The following is a 14,838-nucleotide window of genomic DNA, read 5'->3' on the forward strand; positions in this document are numbered from 1 at the left end:
CGAAGCCGCCGGAGGCGACCCACGCCACCCGCGCGGCCGCGTCCCGGCCGTCACGCAGCCTACCGGCTGCCGTACCCCGAACCCGGGGGTCAGTCACCCACCGCCTTGAACAGGGCGGCGACCTCCGCGTTGGTCAGGCGCCGGAGACGCCCGGTGCGCAGGTCGCCCAACCGGATCGGCCCGATCGAGGTACGCACCAGCCGGGTGACCGGGTGCCCGACCTCGTCCATCAACCGCCGGACGATGTGTTTGCGGCCCTCGTGCAGGCTCAGCTCCACCTGGGCGCTCTTGCCCAGGGTGCCCACCACCTTGAACGAGTCGACAGTGACCGGCCCGTCCTCCAGCTCGACGCCCGCGAGGAGCCGCTTGCTCAGGTTGCGCGGGATCGGCCCGACCACCTCGGCCAGGTAGGTCTTCAGCACCTCGTACGACGGGTGCATGAGCTTGTGTGCGAGGTTGCCGTCGTTGGTGAGCAGCAGCAACCCCTCGCTGTCCGCGTCGAGCCGCCCCACGTGGTAGACCCGCTGCTCCACCCGGTTGCCGATGAACTCGGCCAGCTCGTTGCGGCCCTTGTCGTCCGCCATGGTGGTGACCACCCCGCGCGGCTTGTTCATCGCCACGTAGACCAGGCGGATGTCGACCTGGAGGCGCTCGCCGTCCACGTGGATCACGGCGGTGGCCGGGTCGACCTTGTCGCCGAGCTTGGCGACCCGCCCGTCGACAGTGACGCGGCGGCGGAAGATCAGGTCCTCGCAGGCACGCCGGGAGCCCACGCCGGCGGCGGCGAGCACCTTCTGCAGGCGCTCCGCCCCGTCGTACACGGGGGCGTCGGGTTTGGGGGAACGGTTATCGGGTCGCATCAGCAAGCTCTTCTACGTCGTCGGGCAGGAAGGGGGCAAGGGGCGGCAGCTCGTCGACGGTGTTCAGCCCGAGCTTCTCCAGGAACAGCGTGGTCGTCCGGTAGAGGAACGCCCCGCTGTCCGGTTCGGTGCCGCACTCCTCGACCAGGCCGCGGGTGACAAGCGTACGGATCACGCCGTCGCAGTTGACACCCCGGATGGCCGAGATCCGCGACCGGGTCACCGGCTGCTTGTAGGCGACAACGGCCAGAGTCTCCAAGGCCGCCTGGGTCAGTCGCACGGACTGCCCGTCCAGGACGAACCGCTCGACGTACGTAGCGTATTCCGGCCGCGTGTACAACCGCCAACCGCCGGCCGCCCGACGCAGCTCGAACCCGTGCCCCGCAGCCGTGTAGCCGGCGGCGATCTCGTCGAGCATCGGCCCGATCCGCTCGGCCGGCTGCTCCAGCACCTGCGCCAGGACCAGCTCACTGACAGGCTCGTCCACCACCAGCAGGATCGCCTCCAGCGCGCCGCGCAGCTCGGCGTCGGACAACTCCGGCGCAGGCTGCGTGACAGTCGTCACCCGCCGCCGCCCCGCCAGGCCGTCCCGCCGGGGTACGCCCCGACCACCGCCCAACTCCCCCACGCCAGCGTCAGGTTCATCCGAGATCTTGGAGGATTCCGGCCCCTCCAGGGGCAGTTCGCTTCCAAGATCTCGCGGGGTCATGGGCGCGGCGGTGACGGGTTCGGGTCGGTCGCTGTCGGGTGTTTCGCCGACTTCGGCGGGGTCGAGGGCGTCGCCGGAAGACTCGACCAGATCGGATGTGTCGCGGGACTCGGTGAGATCGGACTCGACGGAGGGCTCGGCGGAGGCGGACTCGTCCCGGGACTCGGTCACTTCGGCGGTGGGTCGGCGAGGGCGGTCCCATGGGGGGATCCAGGCGGCGGCCTGGTCGGCCAGGGAGTCCCGACGCTGCTCGTCACTCATTGCGCTCGCCCTCCGTCGTTCCCGTCCGGTCCACTCCCCCGGCCTCACCCGCCCGCCCCAGCTCCTGCACGGGACCGGGCACCCGCTCGGCACCGGGCACCGGCACGGAAGCGGGCTCCCCGTCGGCAGCGAACTCCGGCAGGGGAGCGGGCTCCCCCTCGGCAGCGGGCAACGGCACCGGCACGGCAGCCGAATCGGGGTCGGCGGGGGTGCCGGCGTACTCGTCGACGTGCAGCTCGGTCTCGCCGTCGACAGGGCCGGTCCAGCGCACCGTCAGCTCCTCAAGGGCCTGCTCCTGGACGAAGGACACCAGTCCCTCCCGGTAGAGCTCCAGCAACGCCAGGAACCGCGCCACCACCTCCAGGGTCGCCTCGCAGTCGGCGCAGAGCAGCGAGAACGTCGCAATGCCGGCCCGGCGCAGCCGGGAGGCGAGGATCGCCGCGTGTTCACGGACGCTGACGCGGACCATGTGCACGTGGGCGATGGACACCTCCGGCACGGGCTTCGGGGTCATCGCCTTGACGGCCAGCTTCAAAAGCCGCTGCGGGCCGATGCCGAGCACCAGGTCGGGCAACGCCTCGGCGTACCGGGGCTCCAGGCTGACCGCCCGCGGATACCGCCGGCCGCCCACCGCCTCCAACTCGGCGATGTGCGCCGCCGCCTCCTTGTACGCCTTGTACTGCAGAAGCCGGGCGAAGAGCAGGTCCCGGGCCTCCAGCAGGGCGAGGTCGGCCTCGTCCTCGACCTCGGCGGAGGGCAGCAGCCGGGCCGCTTTCAGGTCGAGCAGGGTCGCGGCGATGAGCAGGAATTCGCTTGCCTCGTCGAGGTCCCACTTGTCGCCCATGGCCCGGATGTAGGCGATGAACTCGTCGGTGACCGTGTGCAGGGCCACCTCGGTGACGTCGAGCTTGTGTTTGCCGATGAGTTGCAGCAGCAGGTCGAACGGGCCGGTGAAGTTGGCCAGCCGGACGGTGAAGCCGGAGGACTCGGAAGCCTCCGCGGTGGGGAGCACACCGTCGACCTCGGCGGCCATCTCGGCGGCGACCGCCGGCGCGGTGGCCTCGTGCGGCCCGGCAGGCGGGTCGATGGGTGGCGCGGTCACCGGACGACCGTAGTGCACGAAGCGGGCACGGGGTGTTCCGGCTACCGCTCCGACTGGGCGGCGATCACCTCGCGGGCCAGCTGACGGTAGTTGCGCGCCCCGGACGAGGCTGGGTCCATCGTGGTGATGGGGGCACCGGCCACGGTGGACTCGGGGAACTTGACCGTCTTGGTGATGACCGTCTGGTAGACCTTGTCGCCGAACGCCTCAACGACCCGCTGCAACACCTGACGGCAGTGGGTGGTGCGGCTGTCGTACATGGTGGCGAGGATGCCTTCGAGTTCCAGGTCGAAGTTGAGCCGCTCACGCACCTTGTCGATGGTGTCGAGCAGCAGCGCCACACCGCGCAGGCTGAAGAACTCGCATTCGAGCGGGATGAGCACGCCGTGCGCGACGGTCAGCGCGTTGATCGCCAGCAGGCCGAGTGACGGCTGGCAGTCGATCAGGATGTAGTCGTACTCCTTGCGCACCGTGCGGAGCACCCGGGCGAGTGCCATCTCGCGCGCGACCTCGTTGACGAGCTGGATCTCGGCGGCGGAGAGGTCGATGTTTGCCGGCAGCAGGTGCAGACCCGCCACGTCGGTCTTGATGACGACGTCCTCGGCGATGATGTCGTCCTGCATGAGCAGGTTGTAGATCGACAGGTCGAGGTTGTGCGGGTTGACTCCCAACCCCACCGAGAGCGCGCCCTGCGGGTCGAAGTCGACGAGCAGGACCTTGCGGCCGTACTCGGCGAGCGCCGCGCCCAGGTTGATGGTGGTGGTGGTCTTGCCGACGCCGCCCTTCTGGTTGGCCATCGCGATGATGCGCGCCGGGCCGTGCCGATCGGTAGGCATCGGCTCGGGGATGGGCTTGCGCATCGTGTAGGCAGCCGGGTCCGCAGGACCCAGGTCCGCGCCGAGCGTGGCCTGCTGCTCGCGGAGCTCCGACGTCCAGGTCTCGGCACGGTCACCGTTGCCAGCCATGTCCTCGTTGCCCCCTCCCGACGACCCACCCGGCGTCGGAGCCGTCCGACGTCCTTCGCGGCGCCGCTGCGCACCCCGGTCGTATCGCTCCAGGAGGTCCGCGCCGATGCCGACTGTACGCCACCGACCAGCAGGGCGTTCGGCACCGGCCCGGCGTGTCGGGCCACCGCTGCCAGGGTTTCAGCCGAGGGCGCGCGGGTGGGCGGTGGCGTACACCTCGCGCAGTCGCTCGACGGTGACGAGCGTATAGACCTGGGTGGTGGTCACCGAGGCGTGCCCGAGCAGTTCCTGGACCACCCGCACGTCGGCGCCGCCGTCGAGCAGATGGGTGGCATACGAGTGGCGCAGGGTGTGCGGGGACACCGCCGCCGGCCCGTCGACAGGCAGGCCGGCGCGTCCGGCGGCGCGACGCAGGATCGCCCAGGCGCCCTGCCGCGACAGCGCTCCCCCACGTGCGTTGAGGAAGACCGCGGGGGTGCCCCGGCCTGCGGCGGCCAGGCCGGGGCGGGCGCGGACCAGGTAGGCGCGGACCGCTTCGACGGCGTACCCACCGATCGGCACCAGCCGCATCCGGCCTCCCTTGCCGCGCAGCAGCACAGTGCCCTCGTCGCTGTCGAGGTCGTCGATCGCGGCGCCGATCGCCTCGGAGATCCGCGCGCCGGTGCCGTACAGGAACTCCAGCAGCGCCCGGTCGCGCAGCGCGAGGGGCGCGTCGTCGCCGGTCGCGGTGACCGGGCCGGCGGTCTCCAGCAGCCGGACCACGTCGTCGACGGGCAGCGCGCGGGGCAGCCGGCGGGGCGGGGTGGGTGGGCGGACGTCGCGGCTGGGGTCGGCACCGGCCAGCCCTTCGCGCAGCGCGAAGCGGTGCAGGCCGCGAACGGCGCTGGCTGCGCGGGCGGCGGACGACACCGCCAGGGGCGGGTGCGCGTCGTCGCCGGCGCGCAGGCGGGCCAGATGCGCCTCGACCATCCCGGGGCCGACCGACGCGAGGTCGGCGACGCCGGCGGCGGCAAGCGTCGTGAGATAACGGTCCAGATCCCTGCGGTACGAGGCGAGGGTGTTCGCGGACAGGCCACGTTCCACTGTGAGGTGGTCGAGGTAGCCGCGCACGGCACGGCGCAGGGCCGGCGCGGGCTCGTCGCCCGCGCCGGCCCTGGCCGCGATGCCGGTCAGTACGCCACCGTTCTAGGCCAGCGCGTCGGCCAGCGGGAGCACGTCCATGCCGTGCGCCTCGGCGACCGGCCCGTAGGTGACCTTGCCGTCGTGGGTGTTGAGGCCCAGCGCCAGCGCCGGGTCGTTGCGCAGCGCCTCGCGCCAGCCGTTGTTCGCCAACTCCAGGGCGTACGGGAGGGTGACGTTCGTCAACGCGTACGTGCTGGTGTTCGGGACCGCGCCGGGCATGTTCGCGACACAGTAGAAGATCGACTCGTGCACCTTGTAGACCGGGTCGGCGTGCGTGGTCGGACGTGAGTCCTCGAAGCAGCCGCCCTGGTCGATGGCGATGTCGACGAGCACGCTGCCCGGCTTCATCCGGGAGACCAGCTCGTTGGAGATCAGGGTCGGGGCCTTCGCGCCGGGCACCAGCACCGCACCGATGACGAGGTCGGCGTCGAGCACGGCCCGCTCCACCTCGTACGCGTTGGAGGCGACGGTCTGCAGGTGCCCCCGGTAGATGGCGTCGGCCTGACGCAGCCGGGCCACGTTCTTGTCCAGCAGCAGCACCTCGGACTGCAGACCCAGCGCGATGGCGGCGGCGTTCATGCCGGAGACACCGGCGCCGATCACCACCGTCTTGGCCGCGTACACGCCGGAGACGCCACCGGGCAGCACACCCCGCCCGCCGCCGGTACGCATCATGTAGAAGGCGCCCACCTGCGGGGCGAGCCGGCCGGCGACCTCGGACATCGGCGCCAGCAGCGGCAGCGACCGGTCGGGCAGCTCGACGGTCTCGTACGCGATGCCGGTGACCCTGCGGTCGATGAGCGCGTCGGTGCACTCCTTGGAGGCGGCCAGGTGCAGGTAGGTGAAGAGCACCTGACCTTCGCGCATCCGGTGGTACTCCTCGGCGATCGGCTCCTTGACCTTGAGCACCAACTCGGCGGCGTCCCACACCTCGTCGGCGGTCGCCAGGATCTTCGCGCCCGCCGCCGCGAACTCGTCGTCGGTGATGCTGGAGCCGACTCCGGCGCCGGATTCGACGAAGACCTGGTGGCCGCTGCGGGTGAACTCGTTGACGCCCGCGGGCGTGATCGCCACGCGGTACTCGTGGTTCTTGACCTCGCGTGGGATTCCGACCTTCACGATGCAGACACCTCTCTTCGGGGCTGCGTCCCCCGACTGCTCGGTGCCGCAACGGCCCCATTGCCGCCACGGTCCACCGGTCCCGTCGGCGGCAGTCTAGGCGCGCCCGGCCCCACCGAAAGCCAGCAGTGTGGCATCCGGTGGTCGGGTGTCCTGACGGTGTGTCAGGGCACCCACCAGAGGCCGGCGGTGCCACCCCACCTCAGCCGTCAGGACAGTGTTCGTCATTATCGTCCCATCTGTCGGGCGCGCATGCGGACAGCGGCCGAGTGGATCACTAATGTGTCCGCCCATGACAACTCCTCCATACCAGCCCGGCTACGGTCCGGGCCTGTCCGACAAGAGCAAGGTCGTCGCGGGCATCCTCGGCATCCTGCTCGGCACCTTCGGTGCCGGTCGGTTCTACACCGGGCACACCAAGATCGCTGTGCTCCAGCTCGTGGTCAGCATCGTGACCTGCGGCGTCGGCGCGCTCTGGGGCGTCATCGACGGCATCATGATCCTGGTGAACGGCGGCACCGACGCACAGGGCCGCCCGCTGCGCGACTGACCCACCGCACCGACGTGAGAGGGGCCCCGCGGTAGACCGCGGGGCCCCTCTTCCGCGTACCCCCGGAAGGGTTTGCGGGGTCAGCGTGGCAGTGGCGTGTCCGCCCGGCGCAGCGCCGAGAAGCCGGTGTCCCGGGCGCGGGCCGCGGCCAGCAGACCGGCCACCGCGGACGCGTTGGTGATCTCGCCGGCCAGGACCATGCCGACCGCCTCGTCCAGGTCCATCCGGACGATCTGGAGGTCGGCCTCCTCGTCGCGGCGCTCGTGGCGCTCGTTCGCCGGCACGTCGGCCAACTCCCGGGCGAGGTAGACCCGGACCAGCTCGTTGGTGAACCCCGGAGAGCTGTGCAGGTCGACAAGCACGTCGATCCGCGCGGCCGTGAGGTCGGCCTCCTCGGCCAGCTCCCGCAACGCGGCGGCCGGCAGTTCCTCACCGGAGACGTCCATCAGCCCGGCCGGCAGCTCCCACAGGTGCCGCCCGACCGGGTGCCGGTACTGCCGGATCAGCACCACCTGGCCGGCGTCGTCGAGCGCCACCACCGCCACCGCGCCGACGTGCCGCACGATGTCCCGCAGCGCGGTCCCGCCGCCGGGCATCGTCACCTCCTCGGTGACCACGTCGAAGATGCGACCCCGGTAGTGCTCGTCGCGGGAGCGCACCTCGTAGCGGTGTTCGACGGCGCTCACGACGCCGACGCGGCCTTGGTCGCGGCGCCGTTGCGGGCGGCCTTGCGCGTCGTGGGGGCCTCCCCCGCCGGGTCCAGGTCGACAGGCAGCTGGTCGGCCTGCGAGTACGCCACAGCGGCCTTCACGAACGAGGCGAACAGCGGGTGCGGTCGGGTGGGGCGGCTCTTCAGCTCCGGGTGCGCCTGGGTGGCCACGAAGAACGGGTGCAGGCTCCGGTCCAGCTCGATGAACTCGACGAGCCGGCCGTCCGGCGACGTCCCGGAGATGCGCAGACCCGCCTTTGTCAGCGCGTCCCGGTAGGCGTTGTTGACCTCGTAGCGGTGCCGGTGCCGCTCGCTGACGTCCGTGCTGCCGTACGCCTCGGCGACGAGCGAGCCCTCGGTAAGCGTGGCCGGGTACGCCCCGAGCCGCATGGTGCCGCCCAGGTCGCCCTTGCCCGCGACGATGTCCTCCTGGTCGGCCATCGTGGCGATCACCGGGTGCGCGGCCTGCTCGTCGAACTCCAACGAGTTGGCCCCGTCCAGGCCAGCCAGGTGCCGGGCCACCTCGATGGTCATGCACTGCAGGCCGAGGCAGAGGCCGAGCAGCGGGATGCCGTTCTCGCGGGCGTACCGGGCGGTGCCGATCTTGCCCTCGATGCCGCGTACGCCGAACCCGCCCGGGATGAGGACGCCGTCCACTCCGGCCAGGGCCGCCGCGGCGCCGGCCGGGGTGACGCACTCGTCGCTGGGCACCCAGCGCAGCTGCACCCGGGCCCGGTGACCGAAGCCGGCCGCCCGGATCGCCTCGCTCACCGACAGGTACGCGTCGGGCAGGTCGACGTACTTGCCGACCACCGCGACGGTCACCGTGTGCCGGGGCCGGTGCACGCGCTCCAGCAGGTCGTCCCAGCTGGTCCAGTCCACGTCCCGGAACGAGAGGCCGAGCCGGCGCACCACGTACGCGTCGAGGCCCTCGCGGTGCAGCACCTTCGGGATGTCGTAGATGCTCGGCGCGTCCGGAGCGGCGACGACCGCTTCGGCGTCCACGTCGCAGTAGAGCGACAGCTTCTCCTTGAGCTTGACCGGGATCTCCCGGTCGCAGCGCAGCACGATGGCGTCCGGCTGGATGCCGATGTTGCGCAGCTGCGCCACGGAGTGCTGGGTCGGCTTGGTCTTCAGCTCACCCGAGGGCGCCAGGTAGGGCACCAGCGAGACGTGCAGGTAGAAGCAGTTGTCCCGGCCCAGGTCGTGGCGGACCTGGCGGATCGCCTCCAGGAACGGCAGCGACTCGATGTCGCCGACGGTGCCGCCGACCTCGGTGATCACCACGTCCGGCACGACGCCGTCGTCGTCCGGGTCGGCCATCGCGAGGATCCGCGACTTGATCTCGTTGGTGATGTGCGGGATGACCTGGACGGTGTCACCCAGGTATTCGCCGCGCCGCTCCTTGGCGATCACGTCGGAGTAGATCTGGCCGGTGGTGACGTTCGCCTTGCCGGACAGGGCCCGGTCCAGGAATCGCTCGTAGTGCCCGACGTCGAGGTCGGTCTCGGCGCCGTCCTCGGTGATGAAGACCTCGCCGTGCTGGAACGGGTTCATCGTTCCCGGGTCGACGTTGAGGTAGGGGTCGAGCTTCTGCATCACCACGCGCAGACCGCGCGCGGTCAGCAGATTGCCGAGGCTGGAGGCGGTGAGGCCCTTGCCCAGCGAGGAGGCGACGCCCCCGGTGACGAAAATGTGCCTGGTCGTCCGTGCTGATGGGGCCAAGGCCTGCTCCCGTGTCGTCTGTCGCGGTCATGCAGACCGCCGTGCTCGATCACCAAAGTGATCACGCGATCCACGGGATTCCACGGTAACACCTCTGCCGCGGGTAGTCGCAGGCCGCACCCCGAGCCCGACGCCGCCGGGTCACCACGACGACGCCAGGCGGTCAGGGCGCGGCAACTCCCGTCGATCCTCTGTCGGTTCGCGCCTGCGGCGTAGTGTCGCTCGGCACCCGCTGTGCGGGGGCCGCCGGCGGCGCCAGCGAGCCCTCTGCCGGGCGGTCGCCGGGCGGCGCGTCCTCTGCCGGGCGGTCGCCGGGCGGCGCGTCCTCTGCCAGGCGGTCGCCGGGCGGCCGTGCGTCGCCGCCGGCCCCGTCCGGGCCGGGATGCGCCGGACCGTCATCCGGCGCGGGTTGCGGCGGTCCCTCCTCCGGCGCGGGATGCGCCGGCCCGTCGTCCGGGGCGGGGTGCGCCGGACCGTCGTCCGGGACGGATGTGGGCGGCGGTGTGACGGACCGTGGTGGGCCGGCGGGCGGGGCGCTTATCGGCCGGGGGTGAACGGCCCCGAGAGGTCCTCCACCGCCGGTCGGGCCGTCGCTCCCGCCGGCCGGGCCGGCGCCGCCGGAGCCGCGATCGTCGTCGGCGCCGTCGTCACGGGTACGGCCCGTGCCGGGGCGGGTCCGGTCCGCGGCGTGCCCGAGGACCCGCAGCGACGCCAGCGCGGCCATCGGCACCACGAGGGCTGCGGCCGCGCCGGCCACGTCCAGCGCCGCGCCGTCGAGCAGGCCACCGAGCACCGCCGCGACAGCGGTGCCGGCAAGCGCGGCCCGTACCGCCGGGTAGATGCCGAACAGCCGCATCAGCCCACCCCAGGGCTGCATCAGGGCGAACCACACCACGAGCGCGCCGACCAGGGCCAGCACTGTCAACGGGCTGTTCACGAGCGTCTCGAAGTTCGCGGTGCTGGAGCGGTGCACGGTGAACCCGCCGGTGCCGTCGCCCACGGCGGACAGGAACCGGCCCAGGCTGCCGCGCTCGGCCGCCGGACGGCGCAGGTCCACCACGGCGAAGCCGATCCCGACGGCCAGGGCGGCCATGGCGGCCCACGCCAGGCGGCTGATGGTCAGCCAGCCACCGGTGCTGATCACCGCGGCAACGCTCAGGCCGGCCGTCAACGCGATGGCCCCGACCGGATCGGCGCCCAGGTACGGGCTGCCGACCACCACGACGGCGAGGCCACCCACGGCGACCATCACCGCCGGCCGCCAGCCCCGGTGCACGCGCTGGGCGAGCCAACCGCCGGTCAGCAGGGCACCGGCGAGGAACACTCCCAGCCCGACGGTGCTCAGTCCGGAGTACCGGCCGCCCTGCAACGCCGAGTAGCCCACCACGCCGTTGAGCTGGAGTCGGGCTCCGGTGAGCACGTCCAGCCCGACGACAAGCGTGGTGAGGCCGGCCACCGCGCCGAACGGGCCGAGCGTGTTCGCGTACCCGGGGGCGAACCGGACCGCCGCCGTGCCGCCGGCCACCAGCAGCGCCGTGACCCCCGCGAAGATCCACCCGGGGTGCTCGCCACGCCACCAGGGGACGGCGTCGGCGAGCAGCGCGGCCGGCACTGTCAGCGCCGCCGCGACAAGCAGCACCTCCACCACCGCCACGACCCGCGGTGACGCCGGGGTCGGGCCTGCCGGTCCGGCGTGCGGGCGGGCCCTGCGCAGCAACGGCAGCACCGCCAGGGCCAGCAGCACCTGCACCCCGGCGAGCAGCGTGAAGAACCTGCCGGACACGGTCCGCTGGGCGGCTGCCTCCCGATCGGCGTCGGCCGGAGCGTTGATCGCGGCGGTGAGGTCGCCGGTGCGTTCGCCAGTGCTGACGGCGGGCCGGCCGAGGAAGAGCCGCTCCGGCATCGGCCGGCCCAGAGCGGCGAGGGCCGTCGGCGCGAGGTCGACGAGTTGCAGGTAGCCGTCGCGGCCGGTGCTGGCCGAGGTGAGCCAGCCGCGTTCCCAGCCCGGCCCGTCGGCGACCGCCACGTGCAGCCGCGATGGCTGCTCGGTGTCGGAGATCCCGGCGACAAGCACCAGCGACTGCGGCGGCCGGGCGGCCAGCACCCGGGCCAACTGGGCGTCCGCCGCCCGTGCCTGCTCGGCACGCTCCGCCGCCTCGGCGCCGTCCACGGTGCCGAGGTCGACGATGCTCAGCACGCACGAGCCGAGCAGCGCGCTCGGATCGGCGGGCAGTCCCGCGGCGTACCTGTCGACCCGGCCGAACGGTCGGGCGGCGGCGACGGCCGCGCCCGGACCCACAGCGACCGAGCAGCGCACCGACTCCGACAGCGAGCCGGGCACCGCGCCCCAGGGCAGCCGCTGCTGGTTGTACTGGACCACGCTCTCCTGGTCGGGCAGGTTCGCGCCGATCCCGTCCGGTTGCTCCACTGTCACCCCGACGGGCGGGCAGCCACCGGCGGGCCGGCTGCCGTTCCACCCGGCGAAGCTGCCCGCTCCGAGCGTCAGCCAGCCGTCCACCGGGCAGGTGGGCCGGTGCGCCGAGCGCACCGACAGCGAGCCGATCGAGCCGTCCTGGGCCATCCGCCACAGCGTCGGGGTGCTCTCCGGGCTGACGTCCTCCCAGCGCAGCCCGGCGACGCCGACGACCACAACGAAGTCCGCCGTGCGCTGCGGAGCGCCCTGCGGCGGTCGGGCCGCCAGCGCGGTGACGCCCAGCGCCACCACGAGCACCGTCAACAGCGCGGGCGCGAGTCGGCGCAGCATCACCGATGTCCCGTCATCGGCGCGTCGGAGCCCGGAGCCGCCCGACCCGTGGGTTCCGCGGCCAGTTCGGCGTACAGGGCCGCCAGCACGGCAACAGTGTCCGCCTCGGTGGGCCACGTCGCGGCCCGCTCGGTGCCGCGCCGGGCCAGCTCGGCCCGCGCCTGCGGGTCGTCAAGCAGCGCGCGTACCGCCGCGTCGACCGCGTCGACGTCACCGGCGGGGACCAACGCGGCGGCGTCGCCGACCAGTTCCGGCAGGCCACCCACATCGGTGGCCACAAGGGGTACGCCGGCCCGCATCGCCTCCTGGGCGAAGAGCTGGCGGGCCTCCCAGTCGCTTGTCACCACCGCCAGGTCGGCGCCGGCGAGCAGGTCGGCCACGTCGGTGCGGTGCCCCAGCAGGGTCACCGGTGCGCGGGCCGCGGAGGTCCGGGCGGCCAGCGGCAGGTACGCCGGGCCGCTACCGGCGATCACCACGACCGGCGGCGGGGTACGCGTTCGCCAGCGGGCCGCCGCGTCGATGAGCACGTCGTAGCGCTTCTGCGGGTGCAGCCGGCCGACGGAGACGATCAGCGGCTGGTCCGGGCGTACGCCGAACTCGGCCCGCACGGCGGCGCGGCGGCGGCCCGGGGCGGGCAGTGTGGGGGCGGCGACCGGGGCGAGGCGGGCATCGGTGGCGCCCAGCGCGACGGCCCGCTGCACCAGGTCCGTGGAGGCACCGAGGGCCACCCGGGCGCCCCGGGCCACCACTCGCTCGACGAGGCGGGACACCCCGCCGCGCAGGCCACCGGCGAGCACCGCGTTGTGCCAGGTGACGACGAGCGGCGCGCTCGGGCGGGCCAGTACGGCGACGAGTCCGGCGCGCAGACCGTGCGCGTGCACCACGTCCACCCGGGCGGCGGTGAGCGCACGCCGCAGGGCGAGCACCGCGCGGGCGTCGGCCGGAGTGGGGCTGGCCGGGATCTCCACCGGCGCGAAGCCGGCGCCCACGCCGGTGAAGTCGAACTGCTCCTGGGTCGCCGCCGGCCCGCAGACCACTACTGTGGCGCCGCCCGCGACGAGCCCGCGTGCCAGCGAGCGGACGTGCTGGCCGACCCCGCCGGTGCTGGAGGCCAGCAGCAGCGCGACCGTTCCCGACCAGCCGGCGGGCAGGCTGGGCTCCGTCATCGCGACCCCCGTCGGTCCCCGTTTCCAACGCTCACCGAACCGCCGTCTCCTTCCCGTCGCCCCGCTCCGGGGGGATCGTGTCCGGCGTCGACGTGCCGGCCCGGTCCCGTGCTCCCCGTCGGCGGAGCCGACGCGCCACCCCGTGCAGCAGCGGCCGTACGTCCCGGCGGTCGACGAACCAGACCACGACAAGGAACACGACACCGACCAGGACTCCGGACAGCATGCCCTGACCGACTGCCGCGGCCATCGTCGGGGTGCCGTCGCCGGCCGACTGCAGCAGCCGGCTCAGGCCCAGCCCGGCGAGGGCGGCGAGCACCCCGGCCAGCACGCCGGCAGCTCCGGCGCGGGCCGCGCCCGCGAGCGCCGGACGGCCCGCGCTGCGCACTACCGCCGCGACCAGCAGTGCCCCGAGCAGCAGCATGCCGACCGAGTTGGCGGCCGTCACCGCGAGCACCCGGTCCTCCAGCGGCAGCAGCGCGCCGAGCAGCAGGACGGCGGCGGGGACGGCCAGCCAGCCGATCGCTGTGGCGATGGTCGCCGCGCGGGTCTCGCGCCGGGCATAGAGCGCCCGGGTGAGCACCGCGAACAGGCCGTAGCCGAGCAGGCCGGGCGCGAAGCCGATGATCGCGGCGGCGGCGGTCGGCGCGGTGGCGGCCGGGAAGAAGAAGTGCCCGACCGGCCCGGCGGTGCCGATCAGCGCGGCCGCTCCGAGGCAGCCGAAGAGCAGCACGCCACGGACCGCCGGGGCCAGGGTCGCCCGGTAGGCGTCCTCGTCGCCGGTGGCCTGGGAGGCGACCAGGGTCGGGTACGCCGCCACCGCGAGGGGCACTGCCAGCACCGCCCACGGCAGCAGGTAGACGGTCTGGGCCAGGTTGTAGACGCCCGGGTTGGTGGCCGCGCCGTAGGTGACCTGGTTCAGGCTGACGATCAGGGCGACCTGCTGGGAGGCGACGGCGACCGCGCCGGCCACCGCCAACCCGCCGATCCTGCTCCGCGCGTCGGTGGGGAACCCGAAGCCGGGGCGCAGCCCCAGTCGGAGCCGGCGGACCGGGATCAGCAGGGACAGCGACAGCACCACCACGCCGAGGGTGGTGCCCGCCGACAGCAGCAACTCGCCGTCGGCGCTGACGCCGCCGACGGTGGCCAGCCGGCCCTGGGTGGCGGTGAACGCCAGGTAGACGACGATCACGGTGAGGCTGGACAGCAGCGGGGCGAGGACCGGCCAGGCGAAGCGGCGGTGCGCCTGGAGCACACCGGTGAGCACGATGCCGATGCCGTACAGCGGCAGTTGCGGGGCGAAGACCCGCAACATCCGGGCGCCGCTCTGCTGCTGGGCCGCGGTGAGGCCGTCGCCGAGCGCCCCGATCAGCGGCCCGGCGAACAGCACCACGAGCAGCGCGAGCGGCACCAGCAGGGCAAGCGTCCAGCTCAGCAACGCGCCGGTGGTCCGTGCCACAGCCGTCCGGTCGCCGGCCTCGACCGCCCCCGCGAGCAGCGGCACGACAAGGCTGGCCAGCGCCCCACCGGCGACGATCTCGAAGATGAAGTTCGGCACCGCGTTTGCCACCACGTAGGCGCCGCCGAGGTCGGTGGGGGCCAGGCTCCAGGTGAACACGGCGGTACGGCCGAAGCCGGCGAGCCGGCTGAGCACGGTGAGGACGGCGATGAGCGCGGCTGCCCCGGCCAGCCGGCCGGCGCCGGCGAGGGGTGCCGGTCTGGTCAC

Annotated in this window: 11 protein-coding genes and 1 pseudogene; 1 reads left to right on the plus strand and 11 read right to left on the minus strand. The window is 73.3% G+C overall.

Going from position 1 to position 14,838, the window contains the following annotated elements; translation table 11 throughout:
* Positions 1 to 89 precede the first annotated feature (89 nt).
* From ADK66_RS19040 to ald, 6 genes are all read right to left on the minus strand, one after another.
* Entirely contained in the window at positions 90 to 860 is a 771-nt protein-coding gene (locus ADK66_RS19040; protein ID WP_053657208.1) for a pseudouridine synthase, read from the minus strand.
* Positions 847 to 1,830, minus strand: coding sequence for an SMC-Scp complex subunit ScpB (gene scpB, locus ADK66_RS19045; RefSeq protein ID WP_053657209.1), 984 nt, complete (start codon positions 1,828 to 1,830; stop codon positions 847 to 849). Before scpB ends, ADK66_RS19040 begins: the two co-directional genes overlap by 14 nt.
* Positions 1,823 to 2,932 (minus strand): ScpA family protein, encoded by a 1,110-nt coding sequence (locus ADK66_RS19050; RefSeq protein WP_231640096.1) that lies wholly within the window; start codon positions 2,930 to 2,932, stop codon positions 1,823 to 1,825. The genes scpB and ADK66_RS19050 overlap by 8 nt, the downstream gene beginning before the upstream one ends.
* Before the next feature lie 41 nt (positions 2,933 to 2,973).
* Positions 2,974 to 3,897 (minus strand): ParA family protein, encoded by a 924-nt coding sequence (locus ADK66_RS19055; protein ID WP_030487987.1) that lies wholly within the window; start codon positions 3,895 to 3,897, stop codon positions 2,974 to 2,976.
* 180 nt (positions 3,898 to 4,077) lie between these two features.
* The gene (locus ADK66_RS19060) at positions 4,078 to 5,061 is read right to left on the minus strand and encodes a site-specific tyrosine recombinase XerD (RefSeq protein ID WP_053657211.1); all 984 of its coding nucleotides are present in this window, start codon (positions 5,059 to 5,061) and stop codon (positions 4,078 to 4,080) included.
* 21 nt (positions 5,062 to 5,082) lie between these two features.
* Complete coding sequence (gene ald, locus ADK66_RS19065) at positions 5,083 to 6,198, minus strand: alanine dehydrogenase (RefSeq protein WP_053657213.1); 1,116 nt, start codon at positions 6,196 to 6,198, stop codon at positions 5,083 to 5,085.
* A 217-nt stretch (positions 6,199 to 6,415) separates the two neighbouring features.
* On the opposite strand from ald, the gene ADK66_RS19070 reads away from it, so the two are divergent.
* On the plus strand, positions 6,416 to 6,748 hold the full coding sequence (locus ADK66_RS19070; protein ID WP_053657214.1) for a TM2 domain-containing protein: 333 nt from the start codon (positions 6,416 to 6,418) through the stop codon (positions 6,746 to 6,748).
* A gap of 80 nt (positions 6,749 to 6,828) precedes the next feature.
* Here ADK66_RS19070 and ADK66_RS19075 read toward each other — a convergent pair whose 3' ends face one another.
* The 5 genes and pseudogenes from ADK66_RS19075 to murJ all read right to left on the minus strand — a co-directional run bounded on the left by ADK66_RS19075 (position 6,829) and on the right by murJ (position 14,838).
* A complete protein-coding gene (locus ADK66_RS19075) occupies positions 6,829 to 7,434 on the minus strand; it encodes an NUDIX hydrolase (protein ID WP_053657215.1) in 606 nt (201 codons plus the stop codon).
* Positions 7,431 to 9,182, minus strand: a complete 1,752-nt coding sequence (locus ADK66_RS19080) for a CTP synthase (RefSeq protein WP_053657217.1) — start codon at positions 9,180 to 9,182, stop codon at positions 7,431 to 7,433. The genes ADK66_RS19075 and ADK66_RS19080 overlap by 4 nt, the downstream gene beginning before the upstream one ends.
* A gap of 499 nt (positions 9,183 to 9,681) precedes the next feature.
* Positions 9,682 to 11,946: pseudogene (locus ADK66_RS19085) on the minus strand (hypothetical protein); the annotation flags it as partial.
* Positions 11,946 to 13,112, minus strand: coding sequence for a glycosyltransferase family 4 protein (locus ADK66_RS19090; protein ID WP_053657218.1), 1,167 nt, complete (start codon positions 13,110 to 13,112; stop codon positions 11,946 to 11,948). The pseudogene ADK66_RS19085 and the gene ADK66_RS19090, both read right to left, overlap by 1 nt.
* Before the next feature lie 31 nt (positions 13,113 to 13,143).
* A complete protein-coding gene (gene murJ / locus ADK66_RS19095; RefSeq protein ID WP_053657220.1) occupies positions 13,144 to 14,838 on the minus strand; it encodes a murein biosynthesis integral membrane protein MurJ in 1,695 nt (564 codons plus the stop codon).

It is taken from the genome of Micromonospora sp. NRRL B-16802 (assembly GCF_001279555.1).
Classification (GTDB): domain Bacteria; phylum Actinomycetota; class Actinomycetes; order Mycobacteriales; family Micromonosporaceae; genus Micromonospora; species Micromonospora profundi.